The 20,735-nt window shown below is 54.0% G+C and carries 16 protein-coding genes and 4 pseudogenes; 6 read left to right on the forward strand and 14 right to left on the reverse strand.

Annotated features, from left to right (window positions below):
• Nucleotides 1–76: 76 nt before the first annotated feature.
• Entirely contained in the window at nt 77–691 is a 615-nt protein-coding gene (locus OA238_RS24715) for an alpha-ketoglutarate-dependent dioxygenase AlkB family protein (protein ID WP_015497304.1), read from the forward strand.
• A 412-nt stretch (nt 692–1,103) separates the two neighbouring features.
• On the opposite strand, the gene OA238_RS24720 is transcribed toward OA238_RS24715, so the two are convergent.
• The 6 genes and pseudogenes from OA238_RS24720 to OA238_RS30875 all read right to left on the reverse strand — a co-directional run.
• A complete protein-coding gene (locus OA238_RS24720; protein WP_015497305.1) occupies nt 1,104–2,084 on the reverse strand; it encodes an IS5 family transposase in 981 nt (326 codons plus the stop codon).
• 62 nt (nt 2,085–2,146) lie between these two features.
• Nucleotides 2,147–2,875 (reverse strand): annotated as a pseudogene (locus tag OA238_RS24725) (IS256-like element ISOan6 family transposase); the annotation flags it as partial.
• 144 nt (nt 2,876–3,019) lie between these two features.
• On the reverse strand, nt 3,020–3,223 hold the full coding sequence (locus OA238_RS35465; protein WP_476703811.1) for a transposase: 204 nt from the start codon (nt 3,221–3,223) through the stop codon (nt 3,020–3,022).
• Nucleotides 3,224–3,430: 207 nt separating this feature from the next.
• Nucleotides 3,431–3,988: a TetR/AcrR family transcriptional regulator gene (locus OA238_RS24730; protein ID WP_217591571.1), complete on the reverse strand. Its 558-nt coding sequence runs from the start codon at nt 3,986–3,988 to the stop codon at nt 3,431–3,433.
• Nucleotide 3,989: 1 nt separating this feature from the next.
• Nucleotides 3,990–4,334 (reverse strand): DMT family transporter, encoded by a 345-nt coding sequence (locus OA238_RS24735; protein WP_015497307.1) that lies wholly within the window; start codon nt 4,332–4,334, stop codon nt 3,990–3,992.
• Nucleotides 4,335–4,434: 100 nt separating this feature from the next.
• A pseudogene (locus OA238_RS30875) lies at nt 4,435–4,673 on the reverse strand (integrase core domain-containing protein); the annotation flags it as partial.
• A gap of 99 nt (nt 4,674–4,772) precedes the next feature.
• Between OA238_RS30875 and OA238_RS24740 the strand changes: the two are divergent.
• On the forward strand, nt 4,773–6,020 hold the full coding sequence (locus OA238_RS24740; RefSeq protein ID WP_015497308.1) for an IS256-like element ISOan6 family transposase: 1,248 nt from the start codon (nt 4,773–4,775) through the stop codon (nt 6,018–6,020).
• 37 nt (nt 6,021–6,057) lie between these two features.
• Here the strand turns inward: OA238_RS24740 and OA238_RS35320 are convergent.
• The 8 genes and pseudogenes from OA238_RS35320 to OA238_RS24785 all read right to left on the reverse strand — a co-directional run.
• Nucleotides 6,058–6,840, reverse strand: a pseudogene (locus tag OA238_RS35320) (transposase family protein); the annotation flags it as partial.
• A gap of 90 nt (nt 6,841–6,930) precedes the next feature.
• Nucleotides 6,931–7,686: pseudogene (locus OA238_RS34255) on the reverse strand (SDR family oxidoreductase).
• 44 nt (nt 7,687–7,730) lie between these two features.
• Nucleotides 7,731–8,528 carry an SDR family NAD(P)-dependent oxidoreductase gene (locus OA238_RS24760; RefSeq protein ID WP_015497309.1) on the reverse strand — a complete coding sequence of 266 codons (798 nt, stop codon included), beginning with the start codon at nt 8,526–8,528 and terminating at the stop codon, nt 7,731–7,733.
• Between the two features lie 66 nt (nt 8,529–8,594).
• Nucleotides 8,595–9,827, reverse strand: a complete 1,233-nt coding sequence (locus OA238_RS24765) for an NAD(P)/FAD-dependent oxidoreductase (RefSeq protein ID WP_015497310.1) — start codon at nt 9,825–9,827, stop codon at nt 8,595–8,597.
• Entirely contained in the window at nt 9,806–11,242 is a 1,437-nt protein-coding gene (locus OA238_RS24770; protein WP_015497311.1) for an aldehyde dehydrogenase family protein, read from the reverse strand. The genes OA238_RS24765 and OA238_RS24770 overlap by 22 nt, the downstream gene beginning before the upstream one ends.
• A gap of 44 nt (nt 11,243–11,286) precedes the next feature.
• On the reverse strand, nt 11,287–12,051 hold the full coding sequence (locus OA238_RS24775; RefSeq protein ID WP_015497312.1) for a class II aldolase/adducin family protein: 765 nt from the start codon (nt 12,049–12,051) through the stop codon (nt 11,287–11,289).
• 16 nt (nt 12,052–12,067) lie between these two features.
• Nucleotides 12,068–13,696, reverse strand: coding sequence for a choline dehydrogenase (locus OA238_RS24780; protein ID WP_015497313.1), 1,629 nt, complete (start codon nt 13,694–13,696; stop codon nt 12,068–12,070).
• Nucleotides 13,693–14,850 (reverse strand): aromatic ring-hydroxylating oxygenase subunit alpha, encoded by a 1,158-nt coding sequence (locus OA238_RS24785; RefSeq protein ID WP_015497314.1) that lies wholly within the window; start codon nt 14,848–14,850, stop codon nt 13,693–13,695. Before OA238_RS24785 ends, OA238_RS24780 begins: the two co-directional genes overlap by 4 nt.
• A gap of 236 nt (nt 14,851–15,086) precedes the next feature.
• On the opposite strand from OA238_RS24785, the gene OA238_RS24790 reads away from it, so the two are divergent.
• The 4 genes from OA238_RS24790 to OA238_RS24805 all read left to right on the forward strand — a co-directional run bounded on the left by OA238_RS24790 (nt 15,087) and on the right by OA238_RS24805 (nt 20,513).
• A complete protein-coding gene (locus OA238_RS24790; protein ID WP_015497315.1) occupies nt 15,087–16,097 on the forward strand; it encodes a GlxA family transcriptional regulator in 1,011 nt (336 codons plus the stop codon).
• 274 nt (nt 16,098–16,371) lie between these two features.
• Complete coding sequence (locus OA238_RS24795; protein ID WP_015497316.1) at nt 16,372–17,343, forward strand: ABC transporter substrate-binding protein; 972 nt, start codon at nt 16,372–16,374, stop codon at nt 17,341–17,343.
• 54 nt (nt 17,344–17,397) lie between these two features.
• On the forward strand, nt 17,398–18,453 hold the full coding sequence (locus OA238_RS24800; protein ID WP_015497317.1) for a quaternary amine ABC transporter ATP-binding protein: 1,056 nt from the start codon (nt 17,398–17,400) through the stop codon (nt 18,451–18,453).
• Between the two features lie 77 nt (nt 18,454–18,530).
• Nucleotides 18,531–20,513: an ABC transporter permease gene (locus tag OA238_RS24805; protein ID WP_187293111.1), complete on the forward strand. Its 1,983-nt coding sequence runs from the start codon at nt 18,531–18,533 to the stop codon at nt 20,511–20,513.
• Nucleotides 20,514–20,735 lie beyond the last annotated feature (222 nt).

The following is a 20,735-nucleotide window of genomic DNA, read 5'->3' on the forward strand; positions in this document are numbered from 1 at the left end:
TCGCAGTGTATATAGGTGTGGCAAATAGGGGCTGCAACCTATGTCACAGTAGGTAATGCGCAAAAATGGTGAACAGATGATTATAGGGCGTCCAACAGTGGACTTACGTGGGGTTCAAGTCTGGCAAGGACTGCTTAATCGGCCTGCACAAGAAGCAATGGTCAGTGATATTCGGGGGATTGTTGCCTCAGCGCCACTGTTTTCGCCAATGACACCTTATGGCAAGCCAATGTTGGTGCAAATGACCAGCGCGGGGCGGTTTGGCTGGTTTTCTGACCGATCAGGCTATCGATATTCGGAAGTTCATCCGAATGGTGCGCCATGGCCCGCGATTCCGGCGTCAATTCTGGATGTTTGGGGACATGTGTCCGCATCTGCGCGTGCGCCGGAGTGTTGTTTGGTGAACCTCTATCGCGAGGCGGCAAAGATGGGGATGCATCAGGACCGTGATGAGACTGAGTTTGATGAGCCTGTTGTGTCTGTGTCCTTGGGCGACGACGGGTTGTTTCGTATCGGCAACACAACGCGCGGTGGCAAGACAGAATCAATTTGGTTAAAGTCAGGCGATGTGGTGGTGATGGGTGGCGACGCGCGGCTGGTCTACCATGGAATCGACAAAACGCGGGCAGGGTCATCAACTTTGCTGTCAGGTGGTGGGCGGATCAATCTGACATTACGAGTGGTGACGTAGGCGCCATTTTTTAATTTTTGCTGTCAGCCCAAAGGTGCCGCAATTCTTGAAAACGGCCTTCACTTTGCTGGGTCCAACGTCACTAACCAATGGCTAGCACCGGCAACGGAAAGCCAACCACGCCAAGACAGATGATGGCAATTGAAATCCCTAGCCCCTTAAACATATTACTTTTTCCAGTTGTAAACGTAATTGACGAGAAAAAATTATTTTGTGGAGGCGTCACAATCATCAACGCGACAGCCTGACACAGTCCCCAGCGGCAAGGTCCGGAATTGGTTAGCTGGTGGGGCGAGAGGCTGTTCGAGTCCAAGCCCGTCGGTTATCGATCCCTTCCTATCAGCGTCGCTGTTCCACAGCCGTGTTGCATGGATATGGCGAAGTCCGAGATTGCCCTTACCCATAATTCAGGTCATGCAACAGCCTCGTACTTGGCACGGCCGAGCCCGTTCATTTTGTTGAGAATGTTTGTCCCAATCCTGACTTCAGTTTTTTGGTTTGGAAAGTTCCGAGCTTTCAGTTTGGGGCTGATGACCATCTTCAAGCGGCCTATTTGTGCTTCGCCTCGGCTCCGGTGATTGTAGCCACTGCTAACTTGCCATGCCAGGCGCCCTTTGTCTCGAATCTCCGCGATGTGTTTATCTCGGGGCGTTGGATCACGGGCAGCATCGAGGCTGAGAACGGCCGTGATCGGAGGCGGGATTACAATCTCTATAGCTTCACCAAAACGGTCCACAAGCAGATCGCTGGTAGGATCGCCATCATAGGCGCCATCCGCCAAAAAGCGGCTAACAGGAGCCTCAATCTGGTCTAGAAGTTCGGGCAAAGCAGTTGGATCGCCCACGTCGTCTTTTGTCAAATCGGAGCAAACGATATCTCCAGTTGTGAGATCCAGTCCAAGGTGGAGCTTGCGCCACGACTTACGTTTGGCCTTTGTTTTATGCTTGTTCTGCAACCATTCGCCTTCACCAAATATCTTCAGACCCGTACTATCCACAACTAATTCGATTGGGCCAGCCCTTTGGGCTTTAGATTTTTCTGGCATGCTGAGCCCCGCACCTCTCCGCGAGAGGGTCGAGAAATCCGGAACGGAAACATCCAGTCCCATAAGCCGCGCCAAACTACCGACCAATCCTTGCGTCTGCCGCAAAGGTTGTTTGAAAGCCATACCTAGCGTCAGGCATACTGATATGGCCATATCAGAGTATGTGGGTTGGCCGCCTGGCGTCTGACGTTTATCGGCAAGCCACTTATCTGCAACCTCAGGGCTCAACCAAATTGTCACATCACCGCGCTGACGCAGGCCTTCATTGTACACTCGCCAGTTGGTGACCTTCTGTCGTTTCTTTTCAAACTTGTGGCGGCGGGAAGCGTTGAATTTGTGCGGCATCATGAATATCCAAGTCGTTGGCAAGCTAGGTGTCTAGCAGACCCGCTGGGGTCCCTGCAACAACGCCCCATGGCACCGTCCCCGATGGCCAGTTTGGGCGCATTCATGCCTCGGCTTTTGAGGTTAAGCAGAACCTCGCGCCAGCTCTGCGTGGACTCGCGCACCCCATCCTCAATTGCCAGAAATCGCTTCTTGCCACGGGCAGTTACCCCAATAATAACAAGGGCACAGAGCTTGTCATCCTCGCCCCGAAGGCCGCTGTGAACGCCGTCGGCCCAGATATAGACGATGGGCTCGTCATCTAACTCAGCGCCTTTCCAAGCCTCGTATTCATTGGCCCAATCGCGTTTTAAACGCGAAACCGTATTAGCCGACAAGCCAACGGCATCTGGGCCCAGAAGAACCTTGAGGGCGGGAGCCATCTCGCCGCTGGAGATCCCTTTGAGGTAAAGCCATGGCAAGGCCGCTTCCAGCGTCTTCGTGCGGCGCACATAGGGCGGCACCAGGGCAGACCGGAATGTCACCGGTGTGCCGTCCTTGGACCGAACCTTTGGAATGCGCACGCTCACAGGGCCAATGCCCGTTTGAAACGGGCGGGCCGGATGATGTCCATTACGCACGACTGCCGCGTGACCGGCATCGGTGCGTAAGCCGGTAAATTGCGCCAAATAACTGACAAGCTCAGCCTCAACTGCTGTCGCGATCAATTGTTGTGCTCCCGTTTTCAGCAACTCCGTCAACGCGTCCGTCATCTCGTCTCGACGCGCAAAATCAACAATGTTAGTAGTTCCCATGGTGGTGTATCTCCTTTGGTTGGGCTGCTGTCTTCCAACAACAATTCAACCAGATACGCCGCCAACCTTCAAACCACTCAAACACCAGATTCAGTCATAGCTCCTTCGCGGGGTCTTAAAAATAAGAGGGAAGATTATAGTACATTACGCTAAAGCGGACCGGCTGGAAGCCGGTGGCTTTAATCCCGTTTGTGGAAAGTAAAGTTTCAGCAGATCTCTTGGATCATACCCTGGCCTCCCCGTGGCTTTGGGGAGAGCCCTATCAAAACCCGCAGCTGCAAGATTAAGGCTGTCCACAAAGGCCTCAATAAACCGAACCACGTTATCGGGCCCAACATAATCATCCACTCAGGCAGGCAACAAAAGAGTCTGGGAGCGGGAAGTTCCTTGGATATGTTTCATCCAAAATCATACTATTTTCGCGCCCCAAAAGGAATCCTAATCAGTCAAAAATCGCTATGAGCGACGGGTTTTACGCAGTGAGGTTTTCCACACAGTCTGGGTCGTTTTTGAACGGCCTGTGCTAGCGCAGAGAAGTGCCACTTGAAAGCCACCTCAACTCTCCAGATAGGTGGCTTTAATTAGCTGATCTCGCAGTTGCGCTCTGCTAGATAATGGAACGCCGCTAAGATCAGAGAGCCAAACACCATCGGCTGCCAAACGTATGATTGCTAAATCCAGCCCGTCATCAGTCTTTCGACCTGCTTTCAGCCATAGGCCGATCCACTTCGCCCACATGACTCGGAGCTTTGGATCACTGAGCATCAACACCGATAACGCCGACCACAATCCTCCTCTAGCTCCGGGATCCATATCAAAGATCTCGATCACATACGCACGTGTAAAGGATCCATGCGGAGTTGGATCGGCGCGCATACTTTCGTAGAGGCTATTTTTGAGGTCATCCAGCAAATCTTGAAACACGGCTTCAATGAGTGCCTGCTTACTGGGGAAATGGTGCATGAGGCCCCCCTTGGTGACGCCGGCAGCATCCGCGACTGCTTGAACCGTAACTGCCGCCACGCCCCGTTCAACCGCAAGGCGTGCGGCTTGCTCCAGAAGGGCACGGCGCACGGCTTCGGGCTGCTTCTGTCGATGATAGGGATTGGCCATGTCAGTGCGCCGCATTATTTGAGAGAAGGTTCATAACAAGCACACCGGAAATGATCAGCGCCATACCCAAAATCGCCCATCCATCCAGTGTGAAGCGAAACACGACGACGCTGATAATGCTCGTTAATATTATCCCCAGCCCGGCCCATATCGCATAGGCAATCCCAAGCGGGATCGCCTTAAACGCCATCGAAAGTAAAAATAATGACGCTATGAAGCAAACCGCCATGCCAAGGGTGGGGATCGGCTTGGAAAACTGCTCCGACTTCTGAAGTAGGGCTGTGCCAGTAACCTCGCAGACAATGGCAGCTGCGAGTGAAGCGTAGGCGGCGAAAATGGGGTTCATGATTTCGTCTTTATGGTTAGCGATTCCCGATAGATACCGTATGGTCGGTTTCTTGTAAAGAAGCGGAACGTGCCGTGTATAGGTTCAGGTCTTTTGAGACTCACGCGGCTTCAGCCTGAGTGATTCGAAGGTATTCCATCGGTGTCTTTCCTTTCAAGACGTGATGTGGCCTGAATGTGTTGCATTTATCGACAGCTTTTCGAAGTTCAAACCGCATGGCCCCTATGCTGTCAGCAATGAGATCACGACACGCATAGAATTCTTCGCGGAAGGTACGGTTGCCACGTTCGACACTACCGTTGTATTTCGGCCTTGCTGGGGCAGTACAATAAGCGGAGCTATGACTGAATCTGGTGTTTGAGTGGTTTGAAGGTTGGCGGCGTATCTGGTTGAATTGTTGTTGGAAGACAGCAGCCCAACCAAAGGAGATACACCACCATGGGAACTACTAACATTGTTGATTTTGCGCGTCGAGACGAGATGACGGACGCGTTGACGGAGTTGCTGAAAACGGGAGCACAACAATTGATCGCGACAGCAGTTGAGGCTGAGCTTGTCAGTTATTTGGCGCAATTTACCGGCTTACGCACCGATGCCGGTCACGCGGCAGTCGTGCGTAATGGACATCATCCGGCCCGCCCGTTTCAAACGGGCATTGGCCCTGTGAGCGTGCGCATTCCAAAGGTTCGGTCCAAGGACGGCACACTGGTGACATTCCGGTCTGCCCTGGTGCCGCCCTATGTGCGCCGCACGAAGACGCTGGAAGCGGCCTTGCCATGGCTTTACCTCAAAGGGATCTCCAGCGGCGAGATGGCTCCCGCCCTCAAGGTTCTTCTGGGCCCAGATGCCGTTGGCTTGTCGGCTAATACGGTTTCGCGTTTAAAACGCGATTGGGCCAATGAATACGAGGCTTGGAAAGGCGCTGAGTTAGATGACGAGCCCATCGTCTATATCTGGGCCGACGGCGTTCACAGCGGCCTTCGGGGCGAGGATGACAAGCTCTGTGCCCTTGTTATTATTGGGGTAACTGCCCGTGGCAAGAAGCGATTTCTGGCAATTGAGGATGGGGTGCGCGAGTCCACGCAGAGCTGGCGCGAGGTTCTGCTTAACCTCAAAAGCCGAGGCATGAATGCGCCCAAACTGGCCATCGGGGACGGTGCCATGGGGTTTTGGGCGGCCATGGACGAAGTCTATCCTGAGACCCGCCATCAACGCTGTTGGCAACACAAAACGATGAACGTGCTCAATTGTTTACCCAAGCTGTCTCAGCCAAAAGCCAAGGCCGCGCTGCACGACATCTGGCAGGCCGAGACCAAAGTCGATGCAGAAAAGGCGTTCGATCTGTTCATCAAAACCTACGAACCCAAATATCCCAAGGCCACACTATGCCTGCAAAAAGATCGTGAGGAACTCATGGCATTCTTCGACTTCCCGGCGCAGCATTGGCAAAGCATCCGCACTAGCAATCCAATTGAATCGGCCTTCGCGACGATCCGGCATCGTACCAAGCGTTCAAAGGGCTGCCTGTCACGCGATGGCATGCTGCACATGATGTTCAAACTGAGGCAATGTGCTGAGCAAAATTGGAGGAAGCTACGCGGCTTTGACTACCTCGCAAAAGTCATCACAGGCGTCACGTTCAAAGACGGAATCGAAACCACAAACCCCGACCAGATCACCGCATGACCAACAATACTCAAACACCAGATTTGACAATAACTCCAATAAGCGGGTTGCTCATCTGCTCACACGCCGTCTCAAAATCAGCCATAAACTCAGACCCGCCATCCACTTGAATTGAGAGTATCTTATAGGGGGCTATTTCAACGAGCTCTTGCAAAAATCGTTTCGCAGAGCGTGCAGTGGCATTCGAATAAACTTGCGCGTGGATATGCTTGCTACACCTCTCCCAGGCTTGAAAGTGTTTGCACGTGACGCCGTTCTTCGTGGCAGTCATATGATCGATCTGCACACGCTCTCCAACCTCTATATCTTTGTAATCCTTATATTTCCATCCCTTGGCATGCCCCTTGGAAAAATTGCGCTTGCGCTTTTGGGGCGCAGACCTTGATCGTGTGATCAGACCTTTTTTCCTTAGAAAGCTCAAAATGCGCCCCACGGTGCTATCGCTCATGGTTTATTTTTTGTCGCGACGCAAGATTGCCCCTATCTTCTCCTTACCGTAGGTTTCATTGTCGCGGCGGGCCTCAAGCACCAATTTCTTTTCTGCCTCGCCCCACTGTGATTTGTTGCAGCGTTTTGGGGCCTTTGACGGCGGTATGATTGCCTGCGCCAGATCCTTCAAAATACGCTTGTGACGGTAGTATGTCGCGCGGGAGATGCCGACAAATTCAGCGCATTTAGTTAGGAAAACGCCTTCTGCGCGTAAGGCGTTCCAATGCCGAACCCTGTCTTCGTATTTGATACGATATGCATCCAAACATTCTTGTGTTCGCGCCCATGCATAAAGTTTATAAACGTTCTTGTGCTGTCTTAGGATTTGCATATTGGCCTCGTGAGTTGGTTTTTTACAATACTCAGTCTCCGAGGCCGCCTAAATCTTGGCAACAAAAATCGGTCTCACATCTATCTGAACTTATTCAGACCCGGTCACGAAAGAGGATTCGTCGCTGGCTAGATAGAGTATCATGTAGGCGATATCGTCCGGTTTGCCGAGGCGGCCGATGGGATGTTTGCTCAGGGTCTTTGCCCGTTCCTCTTCAAGACGCCCAAGACCGGCTAAATAATTTTCGGTCTGCGGCGTCCAGATATAGCCGGGATGGACCGAGTTGCAGCGAATATTGTACCCCTGTTCACCGCAATGCACGGCCACTGCTTTGGACATCGTGCGAACCGCCCCTTTGGCTGCTCAGTAGGCCAAAAGCTCGGATTCTCCGATGATGCCATCGATAGAAGACAGGTTGACAATTGATCCGCCGCCATGACGTTTCATCAACGCCACACCATGTTTGCACCCCAGAAAAACACCGTCAGCGTTGACAGCCATGCAAGCGCGCCACTGGTCGAGATTGGCGCTTTCGATGGTGCCAATGGGGGCGATGCCCGCGTTGTTGACCAGCACATCAAGCCGTCCTTCAGTATCACGGACCGAGGCCGCGATGGCATCCCAATCCTCCGGACGACTTACATCATGGTGCAGAGCTCGCGCGTTACCGCCAGCCTCTGTGATTAGGCGCACCGTTTCTTCGACATCGGAGATACTAATATTGGAACAGATGATCGCCCCCCTTCGCGGGCAAAAAGCTGAGATGTTGCGCGCCCCAACCCCATACCAGCGCCGGTGATAAGTGCAATTTTCCCATTCAATCTCTCCATCTTGGTACCTTCTCATTTTTGGTTAGAGCATATTGCTCGGAACGTTTCGTTGATGTCACCTCACCAGAGGCTTCCTCCGGACACTTGGATATTCTCCATTGTCAGTCCGCGAGCAGCATCGCTGCATAGAAATGTCACAAGGGCTGCAATCTCGTCGGGCTGGATGATGCGGCCCTGTGGGTTTTCGGCAGTGATGTCGGCCATCGCCTGTTCGATGCTGCGTCCTTTTCCCTCTCGGGCTACGATCTCTTTCACGTCATTACGCATCAGATCGGTTTCCACCCACGTCGGGCTGACCATGACACAGGTGACGCCACTCGCTGCCCCTTCCAGCGCAACGCACCGTGTCAGCCCCAGCAGGCCAGCTTTTGAGGCGCAATAGGCGGGATTGTCGGCCCAACCCACGCTGGCCGCAGTTGAGCCGATGTTGATCACACGACCAAAGCCATTGGCGATCATTTCTGGCAAAACCGCGCGGGTCATACGAAAGGCGCCCGTCAAATTGGTCTCAATGATAGAGTTCCAAAGCGTATCGCTATGGCCGCAAACCGGCTGCTCGTGGGTCATGCCTGCTGCGTTTACCACTATATCAATGTCGCCAATGGTTCGCTTGATCGTCGAAATGAAGCCGTCGATGCTGGCATGATCCGTCACATCCAATCGGCAGGCGTGCACGGCTTGGCCCGACGCCCTGATCTGCTTTAACGCATCTTGATGGGCCGGATCATCGTTTCCCGTTACAGAGCGCGACCCGACCCCAACCGACGCTCCGGCCTGTGCAAGCGCGGTGGCTATGGCCAAGCCCATTCCTGAGAGACCGCCGGTTACAATTGCTGTTTTTCCCGAAAGATCATGCATGTTTTGTTCCTTTGTATTTTGTTCAAGGCTTTGCTGTCGCGGCACTGACCCAAAATGTGATCCTCGTTAGCCGAGTAATTCTTTCAGATTAATCTCAATATTTCTGACCTTTTCAGGGTCGGGGGATATCCCTCCCTCGATGAGACGTTTGCCAACCATATATGCGCGCGGGTCATTCATTGCGTCGACCGCAATCAACTGGCCCTGTCGGTAATACCAAAAGGAAACCGCAGTCGGGCTGGTTTTACGCGTCACCACAATGTCGTGCCCGTTTGACAGGCCAGCGATCTGCAATTTCGTGTCATATTGATCAGACCAAAACCACGGTTTGGGCTGATAGGTCATGTCCTGCCCCATGATAACCTTTGCAATCAGCTGACCCTGATCGATGGCGTTGCCGACGCTTTCAAGGCGCATCTGTCCGTCAGGATGGGGAAATGACGCGCAGTCACCCGCGGCAAATATGTTTGGATCAGACGTACGACATTGCGCATCGACCTTAATCCCGTTTTCAATCTCTAGCCCTGCATCCTCTGCAAGCTTTTGATTGGGGCGCACCCCGATGCCGACAATGACGATATCAACACTGAGCTTCGTGCCATCCGACAGCTCAGCGCCCGTAATATGCTCTTGAGTTGCAATCAGTTTTTGCAACATCACGTCTTCGCGGATGTCGACTCCATGAACCTGATGCAGTTTTCGGAAAAAGTCAGATGTTTGAACAGAAGCCACGCGCTGCAGGATGCGTGCGGCGGCTTCGACCACCACGACAAGCATCCCAATGCCAGCCAGCACAGCCGCCGTTTCGAGTCCGATATAACCGCCACCGACGACAAGCGCTTTGGCATCAGCCCTCACAGCTTTTGCAATCCTGTCAGCATCGGCCAGATCGCGCATGTAATGGACGTCGTCCAAATCTCCGCCGGACGTCTCACCTAGCCGTATGGATCGCGCGCCAGTCGCCAGTATTAACTGGTCATATTCAAGCGTAGAACCATCCCCAAGGCGCACCTGTTTGGTCGAACGATCTATCGCCAAACAGTCTGTCCCAAGATGCAGATCAATGTTGTGATCGTCATAAAACGCAGCAGGCCGGAAAAACAGTCGCTCAAGGTCCATTTCACCAAGCAAGTAGGCCTTGGACAATGGCGGGCGTTGATAGGGCAACTGCGTTTCGCCGCTGATCAATGCAATCGGCCCCGACATCTCCAGCGCGCGCAACTGGGCGCAGACCTCAAAACCGGCCTGACCTGCACCGACCACAACCACGCGGTTGGTCATCTGATCAATCGTAGCCATGTGTTTCCTGATACGGCTTTGACCTCAAGAAAGTCTTCCAACCCCCAGACTGATCCTTCACGACCGCTGCCCGATTGCTTAAACCCTCCGAACGGCATGTCAGCGCCAAGGTAGTCACCATTGATCGTCACCATGCCCGACCGCAGCCTGCGTGCGACGCGATCCGCGCGAGCGCTGTCTTGGGTCTGGATGTAATTGCCGAGGCCGTAAGGCGTATCATTGGCGATGGCGATGGCCTCTTCTTCTGTATCGAAGGGGATCATCACCAGAACCGGACCGAACACCTCCTGGCGTGCAATCTCCATCTGGTTGTTCACATCTGCAAACACTGTGGGTTTGGCGAAATATCCTTTGGCCAAGCCGTCGGGCCGTCCCAAGCCACCGGCGACAAGCCGTGCGCCCTCGCCGATGCCCGTTTCAATCAAACCCTGAACTTTCACCCAATGGTCTTTGCTGATCAGCGGCCCCATGTGATCGCCAGCCTCATGGCCTGAGCCAACTTTTTGATCCTGCGCCACTTGCGCCGCCGTTTTCACAGCTTGATCATAGATCGACCGCTGCACCAACATCCGCGTGGGCGCGTCGCAAGACTGGCCCGCATTGCCGAAACAACCCAAAACCCCATCGGAGATGGCGTCAGCGGACGCATCTTCAAAAACGATATTTGCGCCTTTTCCGCCCAGTTCCAACGACACCCGTTTGATCGTTTCTGCAGCGGCTTTCGAAATCAGAATGCCCGCCCGTGTCGAGCCAGTGAAACTGACCATGTCGACGTCATTGTGCGCAGACAAATGTGCGCCCACCCCTGCCCCATCGCCATTGACGAGGTTGAAAACTCCCGCCGGAAAGCCCGCCTCATCAATCAATTCAGCCAGCAACATGGACGACAGTGGCGCAAGTTCGGACGGTTTCAACACAACCGTACATCCCGCGGCAAGGGCCGGTGCGACCTTGAGAATGACTTGGTTCATCGGCCAGTTCCACGGTGTGATGAGTGCTGCAACACCGATGGCCTGATAGAGCAAGCGGTCTTTGCCGCGCTTTTGCTCGAACGCAAAGTCTTTGGCTGCGCGAATGGTTTCTTCCAGATGGCACGCACCCGCCTCGAATTGATCCGCTGCAGCAAAATCGACTGGTGCGCCCATCTCTTGCGACATGGCGCGAGCAAAGTCCGCACGGTGTGACAGATAGAATTCGTGAAGCTTTTCGAGCGGCGCTAATCGCGCCTCGACGGCCGCCTGTGACCACTCATCAAACGCGGTACGCGCTGCTGCCACTGCGCGGTCTGCGTCCTCGGTCGACCCGATTGAAATCGTTGCACTGACCTCTTCCGTTGATGGGTCAATCACGCCGAAATCATTTACGATAGATGCATCGATCCATGCACCGTTGATGTAGAACTGTCTCTGATCCATATCGTCTTTCTCGCCAGCCACTTAGATGCGCGGGCTTTTAGCGCTTAGGTTTTATAGTCGGGTTCCCGAGCATCGAGGATCGCACGGACCTCGTTCATGTGGTCAATCGAAAGCTGACCATAATTTGCCCATTGCTGGCTCGTTTCCTGCGCGATGCTATCAGAGACAATGCGCAAGGGGCGACCCGACGCAAAAGCAAGCATCACTGTCTCGCAGGACCGCTCGTAGTAGTACATGTCGTCCATCGCCTGCGCCACCGAGGGCGCGGCGATCAAGACGCCATGGTTGCCCATCATTAGGACAGACTTGTCACCCAATTGCGCGGCAAGACGGTCACCTTCATCTTCTGACAGACCCATGCCCTCGAACCCGTCATCAATGGCGACGCGGCCAAAAAACCGCATAGTGTTTTGATCAATCGGCGGCATAGAGCTGTCTTCAAGCGCCGCAAGCGCCGTCGCATAGCGCGGATGCAGGTGCATGATGCAGCGCGCGTGCGGCAACAACCGATGGATGCGGCTATGAATGAACCATGCTGTCGGATCGGGCGCATTTTCGCGCTGCATCGTTTCAGGATCATCGGCATCGATCAGTTGCAAATCCGAAGCGCAAATCCGAGAAAAATGTTTCCCCCGCGGATTTATGAGAAACTGCCGACCATCGGGCGAGACAGCAACGCTAAAGTGGTTTGCCACAGACTCGTGCATCCCAAGCCTTGCGAAATAGCGAAACGATGCGGCGAGGTCATAGCGCATCTCTTGCACGGTCTCAGCGTCTGGGAAATTTGGCACTGCCACAATCTTGTTCATAATACTTGCCTTTCCTTCATACGACATGGGGTTGCGCGGCGCTGTTGCGTCCACGAATGATATCGGCTGCTTTCTCGGCGATCATAATTGCCGTGGCGTTTGTGTTTGCACTGACGATTTCGGGCATGATCGAGGCATCGATCACGCGCAGTCCGTCAATTCCACGCACTTTGCATTCAGGATCGACCACCACGTCAGCCGCATCGGCATTGCCCATTTTGCAGGTTCCGACGGGGTGATAGCAGGTCTCAAGCGTTTCGATGATCCACGCGTCAATCGCGTCATCTTCCTGCACCTCTGGCCCGGGGAAAATCTCTTTTCCCGTGAACTTGGACAGAGTTGGTTGCGCCAGAACCTCGCGCAAAATTTTGAAGCCCGCGCGCAGATCCGCAAGATCAGTCGGATCGGCCAGATAGTTAAAGGTTATCGCTGGTGCCTCGGCAGGATCCGCGCTGCGCACGCGCACATGTCCACGGCTGCGGGGCCGCATCAGATCGATATGCGCCTGAAAACTGTGTTCATTGCGGATGTCCACTGTGCCTGGAATGACCGATAGGGGCATAAAGGTGAACTGAATGTCGGGGTGTTCGACCTCTGGGCGAGAGCGCACAAAACCGCCTGCTTCAAAGTGGTTTGTCGCCGCAGGGCCAGTGCCGCGCAGCATCCATTCAATCCCTGCAAGAATGTTTCTTGGCGCACGGGTGACGGGAAAAATGCTGACGGGTTCAAGACATTCATGCTGGATTACCAGATCGGGGTGATCGTTGAGGTTTTCACCAACACCAGACAGCTCGTGACGCTGTTTGATACCTGCGGCTTCTAGAACCGCAGCGGGGCCAATGCCCGACAATTGCAGCAAATGAGGAGAACCGATGGAGCCTGCGGAAAGGATGACCTCACGCGCGGCCATAGCATGAACCGAATTGCCAGCTTTCAGATAGCGCACGCCGCGCGCCTGTTTGCCGTCAAGGATGATTTCTTGCGCCAAAGCGCCTGTGATCACGGTCAGATTTGTGCGGTCGCGGACTGGGTTCAGATAAGCCCGTGACGTGCTCCAACGTTTACCGCCAAAGGTGCTACGCTCGACGGGGCCAAAGCCCTCTTGCTCTGATGCGTTGAAATCAGACAGCAAGGGATATCCGGCCTCGCCACCAGCAGACACGAACGCTGCGGCCAAGGATGATGTCTCCAGTTTGGGACGTGTGACGCAAATCGGGCCGTCGTCACCGCGGAGGTCGTCGCTGGTGTCGGGCGCGGTTTCAGCCTTGCGAAAGTAGGGCAGAACGTCGTCATAGCTCCACCCTGTAGCACCGCGTTGCGCCCAGCCATCATAGTCGCGCGGATGACCGCGTAACCAGACCATCCCGTTGATCGAGGACGACCCGCCAAGGACTTTACCGCGCGGATGGCCCAATTGGCGTCCGTTCAAATACGGTTCCGGCTCGGACGTAAACGCCCAGCTGTATTGCGTGCCCCAAACGACCCGCGGCATCCCCGCAGGCATCTTGAGCCAGATTGAGCGATCCTCTGGCCCTGCTTCTAAAAGCAGGACCGAGGTGTCCGCGTCTTCGCTTAGGCGACTGGCAAGCACACAGCCCGCAGAGCCGCCGCCGACGATGACGTAGTCCCAGATTTTATCGCTCATTCGCGGATCGCTTGGTAGCAAAGTTTGTGGAAGTTGAACACGAGGTGTTCGCTTTGGTTGGGTATGCTGTCGTCAATCAGGTAGCGCCCCGAGCCGAAGCCGATTGAATGCAGACCCTTCTGGTTGGTTTCATTCAGCACGATATCTTCTGGACCAAGATCTTTGTTCATCCATTCGATCGCGGCCTTGGTGACTTCAGGCATTTCGCGGCCTTTTGGCGCGTAATAGCTAAAGCGTAGCAGAGATTTTTCTGGCGTCAGCGGGATCATGATGAAGACGCCAACCATATCGGTATAGGGGAACGAATAGAACGACGTGTTCGGCCAAAGCCCGATGTTGAAGAACGAATCTGTCTGCCACGTCGCACCTTCCAACGGCAAACCGTAGGCATGGGTGACTTCCTTGTTGGGCGGGCCGATATAGGTCCAGTACTTGTCATAGGCCGTCAGCGTGTAGCCTTTGAAATCGATCAACGCGGCGAGGTCCTTGTGAACTGGCCCGCTGAGATCAAAGTGATAGCCTTCGACGGCATTTTCCTGAATGACTTTCCAGTTGGCGTAGACGATCACGTCAGTCTCTTCGACCAATTCAACGTCATCCATGTCAGGCATATATTTGCGCATGATCTCTTCTGCACCAGCCGCCATTTCGGCCACGGGTTGCGCATCTTCATCGAGCGTGATGAACACCCAGCCTGCAAAAATCTCCATCCGTACTTTACGCAGGCTGTAATCTTCCTTGCTGAAGTTATCCAGATGCTCTGTGCGCGGTGCGGCGCGCAGGCCACCGTCAAGGTTGTAGCACCAAGAATGGTAAGGACAGCGCAATACGCCGCCGACTTTGCCGCGCCGCTCATTCATCAGGCGGTTACCACGGTGGCGACAAACATTGTGCCACGCATGAATGTTGCCGTCTTTTTCGTTCGTGACGACGACGCTTTGTTCAAAAATATCCTGAACGATAAAGCTGCCCGGTTCCTTGAATTCATTTACGTGGCCAACAAGATGCCAGCACTCCATAAAGATGCGCTCTTTTTCCTGTTCAAAGATGTCCGCATCATAGAAAAACGGGGCAGGAATGGTTTGCCCGTTCACCGGATCGCTATAGTCCCACGTCAGGTCTTTATGGCTCTTAGGACTGTAATTCTTGCCCATGTTGGTTCCCCTTAGCTACATCATCACATGTTGATTTCCATTGACTGTAGGTCCCGGTGCGGCACACCGTTTGACCAAAAACGCCAAACCGAAAAATTCGAGGATGTACTGATTGGTAGTTTTATACTTGTTTTTTAGACATCCTCAAAAAGATTAGCTCCAACATCTAGATTGCATTGAGGATTTTGACTATAAGTACCAAAACTTGGCGCAATAGATCAAACTAAGGAATCGGCATGATAGATCAGCCCCCTCTGCATCGTTACGGGGTACTGCTCGTACCTGGGTTCTCCAACCTTGCTGTTTCTCTGGTCACAGAGCCGCTCTTTATTGCCAACTGGCTGGCAGGAAAAACACTGTTTGGATGGACAACACTTTCTGCCGACGGGTTTGCCGTTTCCTCTAGCAGCGGAAATCTGTTCGCAGTCGATGCGCCGCTCTCAGGAAAGACGCGGGAGACTTTTGACACCGTGTTTGTTGTGGCCAGTTTTGAAGCACGCAATTCCGAGATGAATGCGCGGATCGTAGACTGGTTGCGCAAGGCCGCTCGTAATGGCGTCCGACTTGGCGGAATCGAGACAGGCAGCGAAATTTTGATGGATGCAGGATTACTGCTCAGTGAAAGCATCCCCGCCCATTGGTACAATGCCAAAGGCAGCAATGAACGCCATCCCGATCTCAAGATCACCGAAACCTTGTTTGATGTTGCCGGTGGTCAGCCCCTTTCCGCAGGCGGGATGGCCACGGCAGACATGATGCTTGAGTTGATCGCGCAAACTGCCGGAGACTCGCTGGCGTCCGAGGTCGGAAGACATCTGCTGCTTGACGCCCGCCGCCCCGGATCGCGTCCGCAACCTTCGGTTAAGGTCAGTATGCCTCCCGATGGAAACAGCCCACATCATGAAGATCCGGTGGCGCGCGCGCATACAATTATGGAACAAAGGATTGAAGATCCGCTCTCTTGCGTGGAGCTTGCCGATATGGTGGGCGTGTCGTTGCGGCATTTGCAGCGGCTCTTTCGGGCTCGGCTGGGCCGGGGAATGGAGGCGACATATCGCGAGTTGCGACTTGCCACAGCCCACCAACTTGTTCAGCAGACCAATATTTCTCTCACAGAAATCGCCTTTGCGAGCGGTTTTTCGTCGCTGGAGGTTCTGTCACGTACATATCGCAGCCGGTTTGGCGTTCCTCCGAGCCGCGATCGTCAGCAGACGCTCGACGCCACAGTCTGTCACAGCTTTAAATAGCCTCGCTTTGCCATCCTTCAGCTGGCTAGTTGACCAATTGCGCCGTTATTTGGCGCTGATCGTCAACCGTGTTCATCTCGGTTCGCTAAAATCTCCGCTAAGTGCAAAGCATCGCCGTTGATGGCTATCTGGGTTATTGGAGCTGCTCTGACGAGCAGTCTATACAGTTTGGAAATCTGTCTCAGAAAGGCGTCAAAAGATCCGTGTAAACGTTATAGCGTCGATGTGGCACTGAAATAGAAACGACCAAATAATCAACAATTCAGGGGATATCATGTTATATATCAGAAAAATCAAAACGGCTTTGAGCCTTGGAACGGCCGTCATTGCGATGGCGGGTGCTGCGACAGCTGTTGAACTCGGCGCGACGGACGAGCCGATCAAGCTAGCCATCAATGAATGGACCGGCCAGCATATCTCGACACATATCGGAGGCGAGCTGCTGCGCGCCGCAGGATATGACGTCGAGTATATTACCGCCGGCAACTATCCACAGCACACAGCGCTTGCAGATGGTGATATTCACGCGACGCTGGAAGTCTGGATGAATAATGTCGGTGATATCTATCCCCAGATGAAAGAAGCAGGCCAGATCGTTGACATCGGCCCGCTGGGTCTGACCACGCGCGAAGGCTGGATGTACCCCAAACACATGGAAGAAACCTGCCCGGGCCTACCCAGTTGGGAGGCCTTGGTCGCCTGTCAGGCTGAAATGATAACGGCGGAAACTTTCCCGAAGGGCCGTATTCTGGGATATCCAGCCGATTGGGGCACCCGCTCGGCAGATATCATTGAAAGCTTGGCGCTTGAATATAAGGCTGTGCCTGCGGGTTCTGAGGGAGCATTGGTTGCAGAGCTGCGCTCTTCAATTGCACAAAAAACGCCACTGGTGATGATGTTTTGGGCACCGCATTGGATATTTTCAGAAGTCGACGCGGGATGGGTAGATCTGCCCGCCTATGATCCGGCCTGTGATACAGATCCCACTTGGGGACCGAACCCTAATGCGACAGGCGACTGCGGCGTCGAGGCACCGGTGACCATGAAGGTCGCATGGTCCGGCTTCGAAGAGAAATGGCCTGCGGCATGGGAGATACTCTCGGCACTGCAGATTGATACGGCGCAACAGGAAGCGATGATGAAAGCGATTGATCAGGACGGCGAAGCGATTGAGGATGTCGTTGCCGCTTGGATCGATGAGAACAAGGACACCTGGACACCTTGGGTCGAAACGGCAACTCAATAATACGACCTCAGGACGCGGGCCGCAAATGGCCCGCGTCCACTACAGGAGCTCAATATGACAGTACCAACGACGCCAAAGCTTTCGGTGCGGAACCTCTGGAAAATTTACGGTCCAAACCCAAGGCGGATGGTCTCAGGTGAATTTCAAGCTATGACGCATAGCGAACGCCTGAAATTTCTACGAGACAAAGAACATTTTGTCGCCGCTGCAGATGTCAGTTTCGACGTCTATGAAGGCGAGACTTTCGTTATCATGGGGTTGTCCGGTTCCGGCAAATCCACGGTAATGCGCGCGATTGCGCGGCTCGACGAGCCGACAAGCGGGGAAATCTTCCTTGACGATATTGATCTAATGAAAGCGTCAAAAAAAGAATTGACTGAGATCCGCCGCCGCAAAATGGGGATGGTGTTCCAGAACTTCGGCCTGATGCCACATCTTGATGTTGTGCAAAACGTAGCTTTCCCTCTCAAAGCACAAGGCCAGCCCCGAGAAAGGCGCACGGCCCATGCCCGTAAGATGACCGAGCTGGTTGGTTTGGCGGGCAAAGAAAAGTCCTATCCTCATCAGCTTTCGGGGGGGCAGCAGCAAAGGGTCGGGATCGCGAGATCTTTAGCTGCTGAGCCGGAGCTGTGGTTTCTGGACGAGCCGTTTTCGGCGCTCGATCCGCTGATCCGCGCGCAGATGCAGGATGAGTTCCTACGCCTGCAAAAACAACTGCTCAAGACGATTGTCTTTGTCACCCATGACTTTCTCGAAGCGCTCAAGCTTGCCGATAACATCTGCATCATGAAGGACGGCGAAATTGTCCAGATAGGAACGCCCGCCGAGATCGTGTTGCACCCGGCCAATGATTATGTGCGCGAATTCATCGGGGACGTGCCGCTCGCCAACGTGCTCTATACTGGCGACTTGATGAGCCCTGCATGGAAGGACGATGAGGTCCACCCAACAGTGGCCAGCGATGTTATTCTGACTGACGCGATCAAGCTTTTTGACGAGACCACCGAAACGGTCGATGTCATCGATAAGGACGGCAATATTCTGGGCTCATTGCACCCGCTGAATATCATCCGGTCCCTTTACCACGACGAGGTATTACCCACTCCATGACCCGTGTGTCCCAAAGTTTCTTCTCGTCTTGCGCCAAAGCTTGGCCTTGGCTCCTCATCCTAGGCCTCAGCGCATTTTTGATCACGCAAAGGGCAGCGTTTCCGCAGATCATAGCTTACCCCGACGCTTGGACCCTGCCGATTGCCGATGTTATCAATATCGGCATGGACGCAATCGTGCTGCACCTAAGAGACGCGATGCGCGTCGTAAGCAGTGGGCTGAACGTGTTGTTCTCCTCCGTTCAAACCCTGTTGATTGGGGCACCTTGGCTGGTATCCATCAGCTTTTTTACGCTAATAGCCTGGCAAGGCGGCGGCCGCCGGCTGGCGGTGACCACTGCTGCATTATCGCTCTATATTCTGGCCTCCGGCTATTGGGTGCCCGCGATGAACACGCTTTCGCTTGTGCTCGTCGCCCTACCGCTTGCAGTTATGATAGGATTCGGTATCGGCTACACGGGTTTTCGGTCAAAGCGCGCGTGCCAGTTCATCCTGCCGATGCTTGATCTTATGCAAACGATTCCGGCTTTCGCCTATCTCATTCCCATCCTGTTGCTGTTCGGGTTTGGACCGGTTGTGGGTCTGATCGCAAGCGTGGTCTTTGCTGTGCCGCCGATGGTACGCAATACTATGCTAGGCTTTGAACAAATCCCGCCTGCGATATCAGAAAGCGCGCTCATGTCTGGTTGCTCGCGCTTTCAGCAGTTCAGATGGGCCGAATTTCCCTCGGCCCTGCCGCAGATGCTGATCGGCGTAAACCAGACGACGATGGCAACGCTTTCCATGGTGATCATTGCCGCAATCATTGGCGGATTCGAGGATATTGGATGGGAGGTTCTTTCGGCAATGCGCAAAGCGCAGTTCGGACAAAGCCTGCTTTCGGGGGCTGTCATTGTGGTGATGGCAATCTTGCTTGACCGGGTCACGGCGGCCTATGCCGCACGACAGCTTCCCAATGCCAGCCACGTCGGACTACCTTTCGGCAGATTTATTCTCGTGATGATCAGCGCGATAATCCTCCCCTTGCTTGCGGCGCAGGCGATACCCGTTCTTAACAATTGGCCCGCGGGATTGGTCCATTCGCCGGCACAGGCGATCAACGACGCAACCGACCGCTTTGTGCAGGCTTATGGCGGTATCATGGTGACGGTGAAGAACACGATGCAGTATTTCCTTTTACTGCCGGTAAAGCTCGGGTTCGAGCGGGCGATCGTGCCTTTTACTTGGGGCATCACCTTTACCACGGGCATGAAGACAGCCTACTGGATCGTCATCTGTTTGGGTAGTGTTCTGGCTTTCGGGAAAGGCATGTGGAAAAGTGGCGTAGCGATTCTGGTTTCGGCTGGTTTTTTATTCTTTGGTGCCACCGGCTTGCCTTGGGTGACCGTCTTTTTGCTGACGACGTTGCTGGCCTATCAGGTTGGTGGCCCTAGGCTCGCGCTGCTTCCCGCTGGTGCTATCGGGTTCTTGCTGATCACTGGCCTCTGGGAAATATCGATGATCTCGGTCTATCTCTGCACTGTTGCCGTGTTTCTCTGTATTTTGCTGGGCGGGTTAATCGGAATTTGGGCAGCGACGTCGGACACTGTTTCGCGCATCATTCGGCCCATCAACGACATCTTGCAAACTCTGCCGCAATTCGTGCTGTTGATTCCGGCTTTGATGCTGTTTCAAGTCGGTGATTTCACGGCGCTTCTGGCCATCATCGCCTATGCAATCGTGCCGATGATCCGCTACACTGAACAGGGGCTGCGGGCAGTTCCAAGCACTTTGGTTGACGCAGGGAAAGCGTGTGGATGCTCGGCTTGGCAATTGTTTTGGGACGTCCGTCTGCCGATATCCCTTCCGCAAATCCTGATCGGCATCAACCAAACGATCCTATACGTCTTAGGAATGTTGGTGATTGCGGCGTTGGTAGGCACAACGGGACTGGGGCAAGCGATCTATGTAGCCTTGAGCCAAGCGGACGCTGGTGCCGGCATTGTCGCGGGGTTTGGCATGGCCCTTATTGCTATGACCGCAGATAGAATTCTGCAGGGAGTAATTAATTTGCGCAACTGAACCGAAGGATAGAAATCTACTTGGTCGAGAGGGCGCACCCGTTGCCATGGCGTATTATGTAAGACTGGCACAACGGATTTCATGACGCCTCGTCAACATCGTTTAAGCCGAATACGGCGCTGTTACATAAGCGCCGATGTGGATGCCCCTGGGCTGAGTTGAGTATCGGTCGGTCTTGGAACGGCATCGTCAAGTTGTCGGCGATCTTCGCAACGATAGCCG

The sequence above is a fragment of the Octadecabacter arcticus 238 genome (genome assembly GCF_000155735.2).
Classification (GTDB): domain Bacteria; phylum Pseudomonadota; class Alphaproteobacteria; order Rhodobacterales; family Rhodobacteraceae; genus Octadecabacter; species Octadecabacter arcticus.